This is a genomic window from Streptomyces deserti, from assembly GCF_054782695.1.
The window spans coordinates 28,216-43,805 of the sequence record NZ_BAAGRZ010000017.1 but is presented as its reverse complement, the minus strand read 5'-3'; the positions used below and the strand labels follow the sequence as shown (position 1 = coordinate 43,805).

Sequence of the window (15,590 nt, the reverse complement as noted above, 5' to 3'; positions counted from 1 at the left end):
GGTTGCCATGCCGGTGATGACGGCGCCGGGGTGGTCGCGGGGCGACCGCGCCAAGACCGCGGCCAAGATCATGCTGGGCTGGGTCGCGCTGCTGTGGCTGCTCGAAGTGGCCGATGTGGTCAGCGGCCATGCGCTGGACGGCCTCGGCATCGTCCCGCGCATACCGTCCGAGCTGGTGGACGTCGTGCCCGCCGCCTTCGTCCACTTCGGATTCGCCCATGTGGCCGCCAACAGCGTGCCGCTGCTGGTCCTCGGTTTCCTCGCGGCGCTCGGCGGCCTGCGCCGGTTCGCCGCCGCCTGCGCCCTGATCATCGTCGCCGACGGCCTGGGCGTCTGGCTCATATCCCCGCCCGGCACCAACACGGCCGGCGCCTCGGGCCTGATCTTCGGCCTCTTCGGTTTCCTCCTGGTGACCGGCTTCGTCGACCGCCGCCCCCTGGGCATCCTGGCCGGCCTGCTGGTCGCTGCGGTCTGGGGCGGCTCGATCCTGGCCGGCATCGCCCCGACCCAGTCGGGCGTCAGCTGGCAGGGCCATCTGATCGGGCTGGTGGCGGGTGTGGCGGCGGCGTTCCTGCTGCGGCGCCAGGCGACCGGGGCCGTGCTCAGGACGCGCCGGGCGACTCGGGGTCGACAGGAAGACGGCTGGTATCGACCGTGAGGCGTCCGACCTCGGTCTCCACGGTGTCCTTGCCACCGTACGGAAAGGTGTCCCGTCCGCGGTAGCCGTCGGGGCCGGGGTTCCAGAGGGTGACGAGATGCGCCTTCTGCGGATCGAAGATCAGGTAGTTCGGGATGCCCCGAGACGCGTAGTGCTTGTCCTTGACGTCGTAGTCGTTGCGGACGCTGCTGGGGGAAACGACCTCGACGGCGAGTTCGATGAGGTCAGGCGCGTAGGAGGTCAGGTTTCGGTTCTTCTCGGCCGCTGGAATGCGCGCAAGACCGGGGCAGAACTCGAATTCGTCGCTGAACGGGATGGCAAACGGCCTCAGCGGACTCATCACGATGTTGCCCTCGACAATCTCCGTCCGGTAACCGCGGAACATGTCCTCGTACCGGGCGAGCTGCGAGTGCGGGCGGTCGCTGTCCGAGATGGTCACATCGGCCTCCCTCTCTCTGCACTCGATGGCAGGCCGCACCGTATTCACACGGTCAGACCCCGAACCAGAAGATCGAGCAGCGCGCACCCGAACAGGGCAATCCCGATGAACCCGTTGACGCTGAAGAACGCCCTGTTCACGCGGGACAGGTCGTGCGGCCGCACGATGGTGTGCTCGTAGACGAACGCCCCCGCCACTATCAGCAGGCCCAGCCAGAAGAAGGCGCCCGCGTCGGTGGCCAGGGCGTACCAGACGAACAACCCCGTGGTCACGGCGTGACAGACCCGCGCGCCCCAGATCGCCGCCGGGACGCCGAAGCGGGCCGGGACCGACATGACGCCGATCTCGCGGTCGGCCTCGACGTCCTGGCAGGCGTAGATGAGGTCGAAGCCGCCGATCCAGATGCCGACCGCCAGGCCGAGGACGACGGCCTCCCAGGACCACTCGCCGGTGATCGCGAGCCAGCCGCCCACCGGGCCCATGGCCTGGGCGAGGCCGAGGATGGCCTGCGGGAAGTTCGTGAAGCGTTTGCCGTACGGGTAGACCACCATCGGGATCACCGCGATGGGGGCCAGGGCCAGGCAGAGGGGGTTGAGCAGGGCCGCCGCGGCCAGGAAGACGACCAGGGCGATGAGGGCGCCGGTCCACGCGTGCTTGACCGACATCGCCCCGGTGACCAGCTCCCGGTGCGCGGTGCGGGGGTTACGGGCGTCGATCTCGCGGTCGATGATCCGGTTGACGGCCATCGCGAAGGTGCGCAGGCCGACCATCGCCAGGGTGACCAGCAGCAGCCTGCCCCAGTGGATGTTCCGGTCCCACTGGAACATCGCGGTGAGGGAGGCGATGTACGCGAAGGGCAGCGCGAACACCGAGTGCTCGATCATCACCAGGCGCAGGAACGCCTTGGTGCGGCCCGGCTGCGGGATCGCGGCGGAGGCGCTGCTCACAGGCCGTACTCCTTCCAGCGGCGGTCCACCAGGGCCGCCGTCTTCGGGTCGGACTCCACCATGTCGGGCCACCCGCCGTCACGGGTGTAGCCCTCCTCGGGCCACTTCTTCGTGGCGTCGATGCCCGCCTTGCCACCCCAGAACTGCTGGTAGGAGGCATGGTCGAGGTGGTCGACGGGGCCTTCGACGACCGTGAGGTCGCGGGCGTAGTCCGTGTTGCCGAGGGCCCGCCAGGCGACCTCGTGCAGGTCGTGCACATCGCAGTCCGAGTCGACGACCACGATCAGTTTGGTGAGGGACATCATGTGCGCGCCCCAGATCGCGTGCATCACCTTCTGCGCGTGCTTGGGGTACTTCTTGTCGATCGAGACGATCGCGCAGTTGTGGAAGCCCCCGGCCTCCGGCAGGTGGTAGTCCACGATGTCCGGGACGATGATCTTCAGCAGCGGGAGGAAGAAACGCTCCGTCGCCCGCCCCAGGGGTCCGTCCTCCGTCGGTGGCCGGCCCACCACGATCGACTGGAGCAGAGGCCGCTTCCGCATCGTCACGCAGTCGATCTTCAGCGCCGGGAAGGGCTCCTGCGGGGTGTAGAAGCCGGTGTGGTCGCCGAACGGGCCCTCCGGCAGCATCTCGCCGGGCTCCAGCCAGCCCTCCAGGACCACCTCCGCCTGCGCGGGCACCTGCAACGGCACCGTCTTGCAGTCGACCATCTCGATCCGCTTGCCCGCGACGAACCCGGCGAAGAGGTACTCGTCGATGTCGCCGGGCAGCGGGGCCGTGGAGGCGTACGTCACGGCGGGCGGGCAGCCGAAGGCGATCGCGACCGGGAGGCGCTCCCCGCGCCTGGCCGCCACCTGGTAGTGGTTCCGGCTGTCCTTGTGGATCTGCCAGTGCATGCCGATGGTGCGCCGGTCGTGCCGCTGGAGGCGGTACAGGCCCAGGTTGCGGATGCCCGTCTCCGGGTCCTTGGTGTGCGTCAGGCCGAGGTTGAAGAAGGAGCCGCCGTCCTTGGGCCAGGTGAACAGGGCGGGCAACTGCTCCAGGTCGACGTCCTCGCCGTGCAGCACGACCTCCTGGACAGGGGCGTCCTTGACCTTCTTCGGCGGGACGTGCGTCATCGCCCCGAGCTTCCCGAAGGCCTCACGCACCCCGACGAACCCGTGCGGCAGCTCGGGCCTGAGCAGCCCGCCGATCTTCTCGGAGATCTCGCCGTACGACTTCAAGCCGAGCGCCTTCAGCAGGCGGCGGTCCGTGCCGTACACGTTCATCGCCAGCGGCATGCTCGACCCGCGCACGTTCTCGAAGAGCAGCGCGGGACCGCCGGACTTCTGGACCCGGTCGACGATCTCACCGACCTCCAGATACGGGTCGACCTCGGCCTTGATGCGCTTGAGGTCACCCTCGCGCTCCAGCGCCCTGAGCAGGGAGCGAAGATCGTCGTAAGCCATGGGGTCAAGTATCCCCGAGCGGCTACCCTGGCCCTGTACCGCCCACCGCTTTCGCTGAGAGGCCGCATGCTCCGGGTACTGATGTTCCTCGTGCCGCTGGCGTTGAGCGTCTACGCGTTCATCGACTGCATCAGCACGAAGGACGAGGACATCCGCCACATGCCCAAGCCGCTGTGGGCGATCCTCGTGCTGCTGTTCCCGCTGGTCGGTTCGATCTCCTGGATCATCGCCGGCAAGAAGCGCCGCCCTGCCGCCGAGGGCTGGTCCGGCGTGCGCGGCGGCGGCCGGTCGCGGCAGTGGGTCGCGCCCGACGACAACCCCGACTTCCTCAAGTCCCTCGACGAGGACAAGAAGGACGGCGAGGACAACAAGCGGGACGAGCCCTGAGGCCGGGCCAGGTTCCTCCCGGAACGGGCTCAGCCCTTGAGGGCCGTGATGAAGGCGGACCAGGTCCTACGGCGGAGGAGCAGGACCGGGCCGTCAGGGGTTTTGCTGTCGCGGACGGGGACGGTGCCGGGGAAATCGGGGGCTACTTCTATGCAGTTGCCGCCGTTGCCGTCGCTGTAGCTGCTCTTGATCCAGGTCGCCGCACTGAGCTCGTGCCTGTCCATGCTCCTCGTACCCCTCCATCACGTCGCTGATCAGAGCGGCGGACTCGCGGGCTGACGGAGCGTCGGCCCTGAGCAAAGCATAGGTCCGGCTGTGGCGCGCGTAGAGGGCCGGATCGTGATCCGTTGGGCAGCGTGATCAGCGACATGGAGCCGCTGGGGCGCATCAGGTTGGGTAGGCCAGGTTCCTCCCGGAACGGGCTCAGCTCTTGAGGGCCGTGATGAAGGCGGACCAGGTCGACCGGCGGAGGAGCAGCACCGGGCCGTCAGGGGTTTTGCTGTCGCGGACGGGGACGGTGCCGGGGAAATCGGGGGCTATTTCGATGCAGTTGCCGCCGTTGTCGTCGCTGTAGCTGCTCTTGATCCAGGTCGCCGCACTGAGCTCGTGCCTGTCCATGCTCCTCGTACCTCTCCATCGCGTCGCTGATCAGAGCGGCGGACTCGCGGGCTGACGGAATGTCCGCCCTGAGCACATCATAGGCGTGGAAATGGCGCTGTAGAGGGCCGGATCGTTGTTGAAGTGGCCACGGTCCAGCGATTCCGAGTACACCCATCGCTCGTCAGCCAGTTCGATCAGCGACATCGAGCCCCTAGGACGCACGAGCCCGAAGAGGTCCGACGGGGCGACTTGGATACGGATGTTGGGGCGCTGTCCGACGCTCAGCAGATGCGCGCACTGGTCCCGCATGATCTCCGGGCTCCCCACTGCGTTGCGCAGACAGCTTTCGTCCAGGATGGCGACGTACAGCGGGCCGTCATCGGCCAGAAAGCGCTGCTGTCGGCTCATACGCGCGCGGACGCGCGATTCGATCTCATCGGCGTCCGCGCGACGGCGACTGAACAGCGTGTGCGCGTATTCGGGCGTCTGCAACAAGCCCGGGATCACCCGCTCCTGGTACTCCCGCAACGCGACTGCCTCCGCATCCATCTCGGCCCTCCGCCGAAACCAGTCCGGATGCTCCACCTGCGGATACCAGTCGATCTTCCCCCACAGCCGCAGCAACACCCCACCCGTATCGAGGAGTTCGTCGCACTTTTTCGCGAACGACTCCTGCGGCACCCGCGTCCCCGCCTCCACCCGGGCGACATGGGAACGGTCGCACGGGATCCGGGAGGCGAGGGCCTCCTGCGTGAGCAGGGCGGCCTCCCGGTAGTGACGAAGCAGCTCGCCGAACACGGCGGCCGTACTCGCACCCGTCCCTGACTCGGCGTTGCGTCGGCTCACGGCTTCGTCCCCCTCCGTGACAGTGATCCTGTGGCACGCGTGCGGTATTGATACGGACGGTTCCCTTGGGCGACGCTCGATACACCCAGAGTGACCAAGTGGGTGCGGAGAGAACATGGTTGAGCGGATCGCAAAGGAAATCGACAGGGGAACGCTCGTCTATGACCCCAAGTCGGACAAGGTCGGCGAGTACCGGGGGAAGGCGGGCCCGTACGCGATGTTGCGTCCGGTCGGCGGGGGCCGGGAGTGGGAGGCCGACCGGGACCTGATCCGCCCGGCGACACCCGAGGAGCGGCTGAGCGCGGGCGTGCAGGCGGCCAACGCGCGCTCCCAGATCGGGCGTTACGGGGTGGAGGACCTGAGTCGGCCCCCCGTGCCGGTGCCCGACTGTCCGACCTGCGCGGAACTCGCCGTACGGCGGGACGAGGCCCGGGCCCGTGCCGACGGCACCGCCGAGACCGACGCGAACGTGCTGCTGCGCCGGCATCAGCGGCGGGACCATGTCGAAGGAACCACGGACGTCCGTGTCCGCCGGTTCTTCCGCTACGTGCCGTACACGATCGTGCAGGACCCGTCGGCGGAGCCGGAGTACGAGGCCCGTTGCGTCTCGGGCGAGGAGGCCGACTGCGGGGCCTCCTCCGGGCCGTGCCGGGGTCCGGCGGAGGTCGAGGAGTGGCAGCGCAGGCACACGCAGGAGACCCGGCACACCCGCTACCGGCGCAGTTTCGCGGACTACGCGGTGCTGGAACGGCAGGGCTGAGGGCCGGCCGGTCAGGACTTCTCGATCAGCTTCTTCAGCTCGGGCGGGAGTTCCTCGACGTGGTCGACGACGGCGAGACGGTACTCCCCGGGGTTTTCCGCCACCGCGATGGCGACGCTCGGGTCCACCCCCCGCACGGCGAACGCGGTCGTCAGGGTCGGGCCCTCCCCGTCGTCGCCGTCGCCGGGTGTGTCGTCGCACGCCGGACGGGTGGCGCCGCCGAGCGACTCCCCTACGGGGAGGTCGGTCTCCCCCCGGCCCAGGTATCTGCGGCTGTCGTACTCGACGACGTACGCGCAGGACGGCGCGGTCCGTACGTCGCCCTCGTCGTCCGACACCGACGTACAGGCCGCGCAGAGCGAGGCTGCGGTGGCTGCCAGCAGCGCCCATGCCGGGCCGTGTCTGCCGTGCCGGGGTGACGCCTTCATCGGTTAGGCCTCCTTGTGGTCGGCTGGATCCCGTACGAAGACGTGCGAGGCCGTGCGAACGTTCAGTGCGCCGGTGGTCCTTCCGCCACCAGCCGGCCCCCGGCCGCGCCGCCCTGCGGGCCGAGGTCGATCAGCCAGTCGGAGGCTCGGATGACGTCCAGGTTGTGTTCGATCGTCACCACGGAGTGGCCCGCGTCGACGAGGCGCTGGAGGACGTCGAGGAGGCGGGCGGTGTCGGCGGCGTGCAGGCCGGTCGTCGGTTCGTCCAGGAGGTACAGGGCGCGGCCGGTCGTGCGGCGGCCCAGCTCCTTGGCCAGTTTGAGGCGTTGGGCCTCGCCTCCGGAGAGGGTGGTGGCGGGCTGGCCGAGCGGGAGGTAGCCCAGTCCGACATCGGCCATGCGCTGGAGCCGGGAGGCCACCTGCGGGACGTCCTTGAACACCGTCAGTGCCTCGTCCACCGTCGCCTCGAGGATCTCGGCGATGTCGTGATCCTCGTGACGGACCGACAGGACCTCGGGGCGGAAGCGTCGGCCCCGGCAGGCCGGGCAGCGCACCTCCACCGCCGGGAGGAAGTGCATCCGGACGGTGAGGACGCCCGCGCCCTCGCAGCGCTCGCAGCGTCCGCCCGGCGTGTTGAAGGAGAAGTGGCCGGCGGTGAGGCGGCCCTGGCTGCGGGCGGCGAAGACCTCCCGGATCGGGGTGAAGACGTCCGAGTACGTCGCCGCGTTGGAGCGGGGGACGCGGCTGATGGGCTCCTGGTCGATCAGGACGGCCTTGGACAGGTGCCGCCAGCCGTCGATGTCGTCGTGCTCGCCGGGCAGCTCCCCGGCGCCGTGGAAGTGGCGGCGGGCGGCCCGGCCGACGATGTCCAGCAGCAGCGTCGACTTGCCGGAGCCCGACGGGCCCGTGAGCGTCACCAGGCGGCCCAGCGGGATGCGTACCGTCAGGTCCTTGAGGTTGTGGGCCCGTGCGCCGCGGATCACCAGTGCCGCATCGCTGTTCCCACGCCCCCGCGACCCCGGCGCGGGCAGCCGGCCCGACAGGTACGCGCCGGTCACCGAGGCCTCGGTCCGGGCCACCTCCTGCGGGGTGCCCGCGGCGACGATCCGGCCGCCGTCGCGGCCCGCGCCCGGGCCGACGTCGACCACGTGGTCGGCCGCGCGCAGGACGTCCAGGTCGTGCTCGATGACCAGCACGGTGTTGCCCAGGTCGCGCAGGCGGCGCAGGACGGCGATCAGGCGGGCGGTGTCCGAGGGGTGCAGGCCGATGGTCGGCTCGTCGAGGACGTACAGCACGCCGGTCAGTCCCGAACCGAGCAGGGCGGCCAGCCGCAGCCGCTGCGTCTCCCCGGCGGACAGGCTCGGGGTGGACTGCTCCAGAGTGAGGTAGCCGACGCCGACGTCCACCAGGCGCCGTACCCGCTCCTCCAGGTCGGCGACGACCGGCTCCGCGAACAGCCACTCCTGCCCGGCCGACTGCTCACGCAGGCCGGTCAGCCAGGCGGCCAGCTCGGTCAGTGGCAGCCGGGCCGCCTCGACGATGGTCAGCCCGTGCACGGTGACCGCCCGGCTCTCCGCCCGCAGCCGGGCGCCCCCGCATTCCGTGCAGACCTGCTTGGTGAGGCCCTGCTTCTCGGCGCGCTCGCGGTACTCGGGGTCGTCGGCGCGGTCGGTGTAGCGGCGCAGCAGCGCGGTCGCGACTCCTTCGAAACGGCCCGCGGTGACGGTGGCCGGAGGGTCCGTCGCGGGGAAGTGCCGCCGGAACTGCGGGCTTTCGACGCCGTGCAGCAGCAAGTCGCGCTGGATATCGCCCAGTTCGGCGACCGGTGTGTCCGGGTCGAAGGGGAAGCCGTAGTGGCGGGCGGCGGCGCGCAGGACGGGGATGTTCCACTCGGTGAACTTCGGGTTCCAGCCCCGCACCGCGCCCTCGGCGACCGAGCGGCGGCCGTCGACCAGTCGCCGCACGTCGGGCCGGATGACCTCACCGAGGCCGGTGCAGGCCGGGCAGGCGCCGGCGGGCTTGTTGAAGGAGAAGGAGCCCATCACCGGCTCGGGTACGAGGGTGCCGCAGTGCGGGCAGGGCGTCTGCCCGCCCTCGGCGTCCTCGTCGGGCTCGGCGTCGCAGGCGTACGACGGCGGGACGCTCCCGCCGCAGCCCGGGCAGGGGCGGCTGCCGATCCGCGACCACAGCAGGCGGAGGTAGGTGAAGACGTCGGTGACCGTGCCGACCGTGGAGCGCGGGCTGCGATTGGTGAGGTGCTGGTCGACGCTGATGGACGGGGACAGGCCGGTGATCGAGTCCACGGCGGGCTTGCTGACCAGGCCGGTGACCATGCCCAGCGACTCCATGTACTGCCGCTGGCCCTCCCGGTGGAGGGTGTCGAAGGCGAGCGTGGACTTGCCCGAGCCGGACAGGCCGGTCATGACGACCAGCTTGTTCTTGGGGATGTCGAGGGAGACGTTCTTGAGGTTGTGGAGGCGGGCGCCGATGACGCGGATGCGGTCGTCCATGCCTTCAACTGTCTCATTGAAGTAGCGAGTTGAGACTTGAGCACGGTGGCTGCGGAAGCAGCAGCGCGTAACCTTCAAACCCGTGAGGAACGAACGCCGTCTCCGTCCCGTGGACCTGGCCCGGCTGGCCGGTGTTTCCACGCAGCAGATCCGCAACTACGAGGAGGCCGGTGTGCTGCCCCCGGCGGCCCGGACGGACTCGGGCTACCGGGTCTTCACGGGCGTACACCGCCGCGCTCTGCTGGCGTACCGGGTGCTCATGCGTACGTACGGCCCGGTGACGGCGACCCGGATCATGCGGACCGTGCACGACGGGGACGTCCCGGGCGCCCTCGCGGTGTTCGACGCGGCACACGCCGCGCTGCACCAGGAACGGGTGGCTCTGCGGGCGACGAGCGAGGCCCTGGAGTCACTGGCCCGCGAGCAACCGCCCCCGCTCCCCCGCTCCGGCGGCCTGCGCATCGGAGAGGTGGCGGCCCTGCTCGGCGTACGCACCTCCGCCCTGCGCGTCTGGGAAGCGGCGGGACTGCTCTCCCCGGAGCGGGAACGCGGCACCCGCTACCGCGTCTACACCCCCACCGACGTCCGGGACGCCCGGCTCGTCCACACCCTGCGCCGCAGCCACTACCTCTTCGACCAGATCCGCCCGGTGCTGGAGGGCCTGCGGCGCGAGGGCAGCAGCGAGGCCCTGCGCGCGGCGATCATGGCGCGCGGGGAGGCCCTCACGGCTCGTACGCGGGCGATGCTGGAGGGCGCGGGCGCCCTCCACGACTATCTGGGCTGCCTCAGCGCAGACGGGACGACGACAGGATCGACAGCAGGTGGGCCGGGACCATCAGCCACGTGATCACGGCCAGCGCGACGAGCACCCAGCGGGTCGGGTCGACGCCGCCGGTCACCGCGTCCGCGACCGCGGCGGCCAGCAGGACGAGGGACGCCTCGATGCCGTTCGTCACGCGGTGGATCTTGAAGGCGGCGGCGAGCCGGCGGACCGTGGCCACGCCCTGCGAGCGCGGCCGGGTCGCCTCGTCGTCGGCGACGCCCAGCCCGCGCCGGGCCCGGGCCACGTCCACCAGGTCGGTGGAGGCCTTCAGCAGGACGACCCCGAGGGCGGTCGCGAGCCCGAGGGACACCCAGCCGTCGAAGCCCGACCCGGCCGCCCGGAACCCGGCCCCGATCATCAGCGCCGCGTCCGCCAGATACGCGCCGAGCCGGTCGACGTAGATGCCGGTCGCGCTGTTCTGCCCCTTCCAGCGGGCGACCTCGCCGTCCACACAGTCGAAGAGCAGGAAGAGCTGCATCAGGACGACCGCGAGGACCGCGCCCGTCAGCCCCGGGATCATCAGCGCGGCACCGGAGGCCACCCCGCACACGACCATCGTCCAGGTCAGCTGGTCCGGGGTGACGGGGGTGCGCACCAGCTGCCGGGTCACCCGCAGCGAGATCCTCCGCATGTACAGCCGGCCCGCCCAGTGCTCACCGTTGCGGCTCGCCAGCTTGGCCTGCGGCTGACAGACCTCCCGCAGCTCCTCCAGTACCGGCGCAGCACCCATGACCGTCCCTCCACACCCGGGCCCGACTGCCGCGAACGCGGCGATGATCGGCCCAGGTTACCGAGGGGTCGTACGGCGCCCCACGGCACGGGTCACCTGGTACGGGGTCACCGCGGCCGCCGCCGGGCAGAGCGACCTGATCAAGGGCTGTTCCCGAGCAGGCTGACCAGCCGCTCGAACCGCGCCCGCCAGCGCTGCTCGGACTCCTGCCCGCCCTGGGACTCGTGGGTGAAGCGGAGGACGCAGGCCTCGTCGCCGTCACGCTCCAGATGGAAGCGGATGCGGCCGGTGCCCTCCACGGTGTACTCGGCGACCCGGTCCACGTCCCAGGCGGTGATCTGCCCGGCGCCCAGCCCGCTCAGCGCGACGAGGCCGCCGAGCCGCGGCTGGAGTACATCGGCCTCGGTGAACCAGCCCGCGAGCCCCTCGGGGGTGGCGAACGCCGGCCAGACCGCCTCCATGGGCCGGGGAAGCCGTACCAGGAAGTGCAGGACGCGCGTGTTCCCGTGGGTCTGGCTGGTGCCCTGTTCGATGGAACCGGTCATGACACCAGCCTGACCCCTGGCCGGGGAGCGCGCACGCGGTTACGGGCGCTCGCCCCGCTTGTCCACCACGGCACGCTCCAGGACGGCGAAGCGGCCGGTCACCTCCCCCTTCTCGAAGCCCCAGGGCAGGTCCTCGACGGCCACCTCGCGCTCGCCGAGGAACTCCTTGGTCTTCTTGTCGAAGATCAGCTCGACGCGCTCCCCGTCGTCGACCCGGGCGACCGCCACCCCGTGCCGGCCGGCCGCGTCGACCGCGTCGTCGACGACGAAGACACCGGAGATCTTCGCGGCGGCCCGGTAGAGCGCGGCGGCCTGGGCGGGCGGCATCAGGGACTCACGGGCGAGGTCGCCGACGAGGACGAAGTTGGCCTCGTCCTTGCTGCTGCTGCCTTCGCTGACGCTGTTCAGCCACTCGTACATCTTGTCGGGGTCGGTGGGGAGGGTCTGGAGGTGGCGGTAGTTCGTGTTGGACGGGATGCCGGGGGTCGGCTTCTCCAGCAGTTCGTGGTCGGACCTGGCATCGGGGTCGTGCAGCATGCCCGCCTGCGAGCCGTCCACCGACAGCCAGACCTCGCGCTGACGGATGGGTTCGAGCTTCGCGGGCCCGTCGCCCGTCTGCGAGGTCCAGCCGCCCTTGCTCTTGATGTACACGAACTGGTCGTCGCGGATGTTCTTCGGCACGTCCGCGTGCTCGGCCGCCAGCGCGATGTCCTCCAGCAGGGCCGCGGCCTCCTTAGAAGCGGCCGGTGCGGGCTCGTCGGACGGCAGGGCGAGGGTGAGGGTGGCGGCCACGGCCGCGACGGCACCCGCCACCAGGGCGGGACGCAGCCACCTGGACGGCTTGCGGGCGGGAGCGGGGTGGTCGGTGCGCCGGATCTCGGTCATCAGATGCTCCTTGAGGAGTCGGTGACGGCCCGGCGGAAGGTCTCTCTCGGGAAGCTGGTTCATCGGTTTCCCTCCCCTATGGGCCTGACCGCGGTGGTGCGGTCACCTCTCATCTGTCCGAGCCCGGAAGGCAGTTCCGCGCTTTTCAGGTGTTTCGCGAGTTTTGTCCGCGCCCGGGAGAGCCGCGACCGTACGGTGCCCACGGGCACGCCCAGCGCCTCGGCGGCCGCCGCGTAGTCCAGTCCGGACCACACGCACAGCGCCAGCACCTCGCGCTCGGCGCGGCGCAGCTTCGCCAACGCCGTCTGCACGAGGGCCAGCTGGGCCGCGTCGTCCACGCGGCCCGCGACCTCGTCGGCGAAGTCCCGTACGGCCTCGTCGCGCGGTAGGCGGGCCACCGCGGCCGCGTGTCTTCGCGCGGCGCGGCGGGTGTTGCGCGTGACGTTGGTGGCGATGCCGAGCAGCCAGGGCCTGAGCGATCCGCCCTCCTCGTCGAGCCTCTCCCGCAACCGCCAGGCGTCCAAGAAGGTCAGCGAGACGACGTCCTCGGCGCTCACCCAGTCGCCGGTGAGCCGGAAGGCGTGGTTGTAGACGGAGCGTGCGTACGCGTCGAAGAGATCGCCGAAGGCGTCGTGGTCCCCCGCGCGGATGCGCTTCCGCAGATTCGTATCCACGCTCTCCTACCTGTCCGCACGACGAAGGCCGGTTCCTGTGACCTGGGTCACGGGAACCGGCCTTCGCCGTAGGGGCTTACCCGCCCGCGTGCTTATACGCCCGCGTACGAGTGCTTGCCGGAGACGAAGATGTTCACGCCGTAGTAGTTGAACAGCCAGCAGCCGAAGGCGATGAGCGCGAGATAGGCGGCCTTGCGGCCCTTCCAGCCGGCGGTGGCCCGGGCGTGCAGGTAGCAGGCGTAGGCGATCCAGGTGATGAAGGACCAGGTCTCCTTGGGGTCCCAGCCCCAGTAGCGGCCCCAGGCGTCGCCGGCCCAGATGGCGCCCGCGATGATCGTGAACGTCCACAGCGGGAAGACGGCCGCGTTGACGCGGTAGGAGAACTTGTCGAGGGAGGACGCGGCGGGCAGCCGCTCCAGGACCGAGGTCGCGAAGGTGCCGGGCGTGCCGCCGCTCGCCAGCTTGTTCTCGTAGGAGTCCTTGAACAGGTACAGGACCGTGGAGACCGCGCCGACGTAGAACACCGCGCCGCAGAAGATCGCCGTGGAGACGTGGATGTACAGCCAGTACGAGTGGAGGGCGGGAACCAACTGGTCGCTGGCGGTGTACAAGACAGTGACGGCGAGACCGAGGTCGAGGAGGACCGTGGTGATCAGGGGCAGGCCGAGCCAGCGGACGTTCTTCTTCAGGGCGAGCAGCGTGAGGTACACGCCGACGGCGACCGTGGAGAAGGTGATGTTGAACTCGTACATGTTGCCCCACGGCGCCCGCTGCACCGACAGGGCCCGCGCAAGCACCCCGGCGAACTCGACGAGAAAGGCGAGCACGGTGAGGGAGATGGCGATACGCCCGTAGAGGTCGCCCTGCTCGTCCCCGCCGTGCGCCCCGGGCCCGTCGGGCACGTCCCGCTGACCGGCCGCGGCCCGCACGACGACCTTCGGCCGCTCCAGTACGGCGGTGCCGCCGGCCTTCTTCACGGTGACCGCCGGACCGGCCTTTTGCTCCTCCGCCTGCGCGGTGAGGGCGGCTGCCGTGCGGGCGACCTTGCTGCGGCTGCCGAAGAGCCATTCGGCGATGTACGCGAAGAAGGCCAGGGTGTAGACGGCCATCGCGGAGTAGATCAGCACGTTGCTGATGCTCGCGAGGTTTTCGTTGGTGGCGGCGGCGAGAGTCACTGCTGCTCAGCCCCTTCGGCAGGTACGACTTGGGGGTCGGGGGTGGTGGAGGACGCTGCGGGGTCGTCGTCCGGGTCGGGGGCGCCGGGCGCCTGGTCGTACAGGATCCCGGCGAGGTCGCCGAGTTCCTCGGGCACCTTGGCGGACTCGCTGCGGCCGAGGCCGGCCATCTCGACGACGGTGACGCCGTCGGCGCCCTGCACGGCCCGCACCCAGACGCGGCGGCGCTGGATGAACAGGGAGGCGGCCAGTCCGCCGATGGCGGCGAGGGCACCGGCGAGGGCCCAGCCGCCGCCGGGCTCCTGGACGACCTGGAAGCCGGCCCACTCCTTGATGTCCTTCTCGAAGGTGACCGAGCCGGCGCCGCCCGGGAGCTTCATGGTCTCGCCGGGCAGCAGCAGCTTCTTCAGCAGCTGGCCCTTGGAGTCCTTGAACTCCTTCATGTTGCTCTTGTCCATCTGGTACACGCTCTGCGGGATGCCGGAGTCGGCACCCAGGTCGCCGTGGTAGGCGGACAGCGCGAGGACCGGATGGTCGAGCGCGGGGAACTGGGAGAGCATCGTGCCGCTGGCCGAGCCGCCGAAGGTGGGCACGAAGAAGGCGTTGAAACCGAGCTGTTCCTTCTTGCCCTCGGGGGTGCGGTAGCCGTCGAGGACCTTGACGACACCGGAGGAGGTGACGTTGGCGTCGAGCGGCAGCAGCGGTACGGCGTCGCGGAAGACGACCCGGCCCTTGCCGTCGCGGACCGTGACGACGGGAGCGTAGCCGTGGCTGACCAGGTAGACCTTGGCGTCGCCGATCTGCAGCGGCTCGTTGACCTTGACGGTGGTCTTCTTCTGCTGGCCGTAGGCGCCCGCGCTGTAGGTGAGCTCGGCCTGGTAGGTGCGCGGGGTGCCCTTGTTGGGGCCGGTGCGCTCGTAGGTGCCGGTGAAGTTCTTCAGGTCGAAGCTGAAGGGGACCAGGTCGTCGGCGGAGAAGAGGTTGCCGGACTTGAAGTCGTCGTACTGGGTGAGGGTGTTGGAGAAGCCGTCGCCCTCGACGACCAGCTTGTTGCCCTCGGACTTGAACAGCTGGCCCCAGGCGAAGGCGACCAGCATCACGATGAGGGCGATGTGGAAGACCAGGTTGCCCAGTTCGCGCAGGTAGCCCTTCTCGGCGGCGACGGCGTCACCGGCGAGGTCGGCACGGAAGCGGCGCTTCTTCAGCAGGGCGAGCGCGGCCTCGCGGACCTGCTCGGGTGGGGCCTCGGTGCGCCAGGTGGTGTAGGCGGGCAGCCGGGTCAGGCGCCGGGGCGCGCCGGGCGGGCGGCCGCGCAGCTGGCCGACGAACTGCCAGGTGCGCGGGACGATGCAGCCGATGAGGGAGATGAACAGCAGGATGTAGATCGCGGAGAACCACACCGAGCTGTAGACGTGGAACAGGCCGAGCTTGTCGTAGAGGTCACCGAGGGCGGGGTGGTCCTTGCGGAAGTCGGCGACCTTCGTCTCGTCCACGCCGGACTGCGGGATCAGCGAGCCGGGGATCGCGCCGAGCGACAGCAGCAGGAGCAGCAGCAGCGCGACCCGCATGGAGGTCAGCTGCCGCCAGAACCAGCGGGCCCAGCCGAGGACGCCCAGAGCGGGCAGGTTGGGCAGTTCCTCCTTGGGCGCGGTGGTGAGCTGGGAGCCGGCGGCGCCCAGCTCCCGGTCGTCGGCGGCGGCCTGGTTCGCGTCGGTGGTCGTGGTCTTGCTCATCG

At 70.3% G+C, this 15,590-nt stretch carries 18 protein-coding genes; 4 read left to right on the top strand and 14 right to left on the bottom strand.

All coding sequences use genetic code 11. The annotated features are described in order from the left end of the window. The first annotated feature begins 16 nt into the window (after nt 1-16). Complete coding sequence (locus ACYVMZ_RS25260) at nt 17-658, top strand: rhomboid family intramembrane serine protease (protein WP_461083398.1); 642 nt, start codon at nt 17-19, stop codon at nt 656-658. Here ACYVMZ_RS25260 and ACYVMZ_RS25255 read toward each other — a convergent pair. Genes ACYVMZ_RS25255 through ACYVMZ_RS25245 form a run of 3 tightly spaced genes read right to left on the bottom strand, consistent with a single transcriptional unit; the run spans nt 603 to nt 3,492 of the window. Beyond that, the gene (locus ACYVMZ_RS25255; RefSeq protein WP_461083396.1) at nt 603-1,097 is read right to left on the bottom strand and encodes a Uma2 family endonuclease; all 495 of its coding nucleotides are present in this window, start codon (nt 1,095-1,097) and stop codon (nt 603-605) included. The two genes, ACYVMZ_RS25260 and ACYVMZ_RS25255, sit on opposite strands and share 56 nt — an antisense overlap. A gap of 44 nt (nt 1,098-1,141) precedes the next feature. Continuing rightward, the gene (gene mqnP, locus ACYVMZ_RS25250; RefSeq protein ID WP_461083394.1) at nt 1,142-2,044 is read right to left on the bottom strand and encodes a menaquinone biosynthesis prenyltransferase MqnP; all 903 of its coding nucleotides are present in this window, start codon (nt 2,042-2,044) and stop codon (nt 1,142-1,144) included. Next, nucleotides 2,041-3,492: a menaquinone biosynthesis decarboxylase gene (locus tag ACYVMZ_RS25245; protein ID WP_461083392.1), complete on the bottom strand. Its 1,452-nt coding sequence runs from the start codon at nt 3,490-3,492 to the stop codon at nt 2,041-2,043. The genes mqnP and ACYVMZ_RS25245 overlap by 4 nt, the downstream gene beginning before the upstream one ends. A gap of 66 nt (nt 3,493-3,558) precedes the next feature. Between ACYVMZ_RS25245 and ACYVMZ_RS25240 the strand changes: the two genes are divergently transcribed. Further along, complete coding sequence (locus ACYVMZ_RS25240; RefSeq protein ID WP_461083390.1) at nt 3,559-3,879, top strand: PLD nuclease N-terminal domain-containing protein; 321 nt, start codon at nt 3,559-3,561, stop codon at nt 3,877-3,879. Nucleotides 3,880-3,908: 29 nt separating this feature from the next. Here ACYVMZ_RS25240 and ACYVMZ_RS25235 read toward each other — a convergent pair whose 3' ends face one another. The 3 genes from ACYVMZ_RS25235 to ACYVMZ_RS25225 form a co-directional block, all read right to left on the bottom strand. Beyond that, nucleotides 3,909-4,103: a DUF397 domain-containing protein gene (locus ACYVMZ_RS25235; protein ID WP_461083388.1), complete on the bottom strand. Its 195-nt coding sequence runs from the start codon at nt 4,101-4,103 to the stop codon at nt 3,909-3,911. Nucleotides 4,104-4,302: 199 nt separating this feature from the next. Beyond that, a complete protein-coding gene (locus ACYVMZ_RS25230) occupies nt 4,303-4,497 on the bottom strand; it encodes a DUF397 domain-containing protein (RefSeq protein WP_461083386.1) in 195 nt (64 codons plus the stop codon). 30 nt (nt 4,498-4,527) lie between these two features. Further along, nucleotides 4,528-5,325 (bottom strand): helix-turn-helix domain-containing protein, encoded by a 798-nt coding sequence (locus ACYVMZ_RS25225; RefSeq protein ID WP_461083384.1) that lies wholly within the window; start codon nt 5,323-5,325, stop codon nt 4,528-4,530. A gap of 115 nt (nt 5,326-5,440) precedes the next feature. Here ACYVMZ_RS25225 and ACYVMZ_RS25220 point away from each other — a divergent pair, with 115 nt between their 5' ends. Next, nucleotides 5,441-6,085, top strand: a complete 645-nt coding sequence (locus tag ACYVMZ_RS25220) for a DUF7848 domain-containing protein (RefSeq protein ID WP_461083382.1) — start codon at nt 5,441-5,443, stop codon at nt 6,083-6,085. A gap of 11 nt (nt 6,086-6,096) precedes the next feature. Here the strand turns inward: ACYVMZ_RS25220 and ACYVMZ_RS25215 are convergent, their stop codons facing one another. After that, on the bottom strand, nt 6,097-6,513 hold the full coding sequence (locus ACYVMZ_RS25215; RefSeq protein ID WP_461083380.1) for a DUF6281 family protein: 417 nt from the start codon (nt 6,511-6,513) through the stop codon (nt 6,097-6,099). Between the two features lie 62 nt (nt 6,514-6,575). Beyond that, the gene (gene uvrA, locus ACYVMZ_RS25210; protein WP_461083378.1) at nt 6,576-9,023 is read right to left on the bottom strand and encodes an excinuclease ABC subunit UvrA; all 2,448 of its coding nucleotides are present in this window, start codon (nt 9,021-9,023) and stop codon (nt 6,576-6,578) included. An 82-nt stretch (nt 9,024-9,105) separates the two neighbouring features. Between uvrA and ACYVMZ_RS25205 the strand changes: the two genes are divergently transcribed. Beyond that, the gene (locus ACYVMZ_RS25205) at nt 9,106-9,870 is read left to right on the top strand and encodes a MerR family transcriptional regulator (RefSeq protein WP_461083376.1); all 765 of its coding nucleotides are present in this window, start codon (nt 9,106-9,108) and stop codon (nt 9,868-9,870) included. Here ACYVMZ_RS25205 and ACYVMZ_RS25200 read toward each other — a convergent pair. From ACYVMZ_RS25200 to resB, 6 genes are all read right to left on the bottom strand, one after another. Beyond that, a complete protein-coding gene (locus ACYVMZ_RS25200) occupies nt 9,809-10,576 on the bottom strand; it encodes a CDP-alcohol phosphatidyltransferase family protein (protein WP_461083374.1) in 768 nt (255 codons plus the stop codon). The two genes, ACYVMZ_RS25205 and ACYVMZ_RS25200, sit on opposite strands and share 62 nt — an antisense overlap. Before the next feature lie 140 nt (nt 10,577-10,716). Beyond that, complete coding sequence (locus tag ACYVMZ_RS25195) at nt 10,717-11,121, bottom strand: SRPBCC family protein (RefSeq protein WP_461083372.1); 405 nt, start codon at nt 11,119-11,121, stop codon at nt 10,717-10,719. Between the two features lie 39 nt (nt 11,122-11,160). After that, nucleotides 11,161-12,069, bottom strand: a complete 909-nt coding sequence (locus tag ACYVMZ_RS25190; protein ID WP_461083370.1) for a CU044_5270 family protein — start codon at nt 12,067-12,069, stop codon at nt 11,161-11,163. Further along, complete coding sequence (locus ACYVMZ_RS25185; protein WP_461083368.1) at nt 12,066-12,680, bottom strand: RNA polymerase sigma factor; 615 nt, start codon at nt 12,678-12,680, stop codon at nt 12,066-12,068. The genes ACYVMZ_RS25190 and ACYVMZ_RS25185 overlap by 4 nt, the downstream gene beginning before the upstream one ends. A 92-nt stretch (nt 12,681-12,772) precedes the next feature. Beyond that, a complete protein-coding gene (gene ccsB / locus ACYVMZ_RS25180) occupies nt 12,773-13,855 on the bottom strand; it encodes a c-type cytochrome biogenesis protein CcsB (protein WP_461083366.1) in 1,083 nt (360 codons plus the stop codon). Then, nucleotides 13,852-15,588, bottom strand: coding sequence for a cytochrome c biogenesis protein ResB (resB, locus tag ACYVMZ_RS25175; RefSeq protein WP_461083364.1), 1,737 nt, complete (start codon nt 15,586-15,588; stop codon nt 13,852-13,854). Before resB ends, ccsB begins: the two co-directional genes overlap by 4 nt. Nucleotides 15,589-15,590: the final 2 nt, after the last annotated feature.

Bases quoted from the DNA above. Each gene is read 5' to 3' on its own strand.
- ACYVMZ_RS25190 (WP_461083370.1), bottom strand. From the start codon at position 12,069: ATGAACCAGCTTCCCGAGAGAGACCTTCCGCCGGGCCGTCACCGACTC.
- ACYVMZ_RS25230 (WP_461083386.1), bottom strand. From the start codon at position 4,497: ATGGACAGGCACGAGCTCAGTGCGGCGACCTGGATCAAGAGCAGCTAC.
- ACYVMZ_RS25215 (WP_461083380.1), bottom strand. From the start codon at position 6,513: ATGAAGGCGTCACCCCGGCACGGCAGACACGGCCCGGCATGGGCGCTG.
- resB (WP_461083364.1), bottom strand. From the start codon at position 15,588: ATGAGCAAGACCACGACCACCGACGCGAACCAGGCCGCCGCCGACGAC.
- ACYVMZ_RS25220 (WP_461083382.1), top strand. From the start codon at position 5,441: ATGGTTGAGCGGATCGCAAAGGAAATCGACAGGGGAACGCTCGTCTAT.
- ACYVMZ_RS25245 (WP_461083392.1), bottom strand. From the start codon at position 3,492: ATGGCTTACGACGATCTTCGCTCCCTGCTCAGGGCGCTGGAGCGCGAG.
- ACYVMZ_RS25240 (WP_461083390.1), top strand. From the start codon at position 3,559: ATGCTCCGGGTACTGATGTTCCTCGTGCCGCTGGCGTTGAGCGTCTAC.
- ACYVMZ_RS25195 (WP_461083372.1), bottom strand. From the start codon at position 11,121: ATGACCGGTTCCATCGAACAGGGCACCAGCCAGACCCACGGGAACACG.
- ACYVMZ_RS25200 (WP_461083374.1), bottom strand. From the start codon at position 10,576: ATGGGTGCTGCGCCGGTACTGGAGGAGCTGCGGGAGGTCTGTCAGCCG.
- ACYVMZ_RS25235 (WP_461083388.1), bottom strand. From the start codon at position 4,103: ATGGACAGGCACGAGCTCAGTGCGGCGACCTGGATCAAGAGCAGCTAC.
- ACYVMZ_RS25260 (WP_461083398.1), top strand. From the start codon at position 17: ATGACGGCGCCGGGGTGGTCGCGGGGCGACCGCGCCAAGACCGCGGCC.
- uvrA (WP_461083378.1), bottom strand. From the start codon at position 9,023: ATGGACGACCGCATCCGCGTCATCGGCGCCCGCCTCCACAACCTCAAG.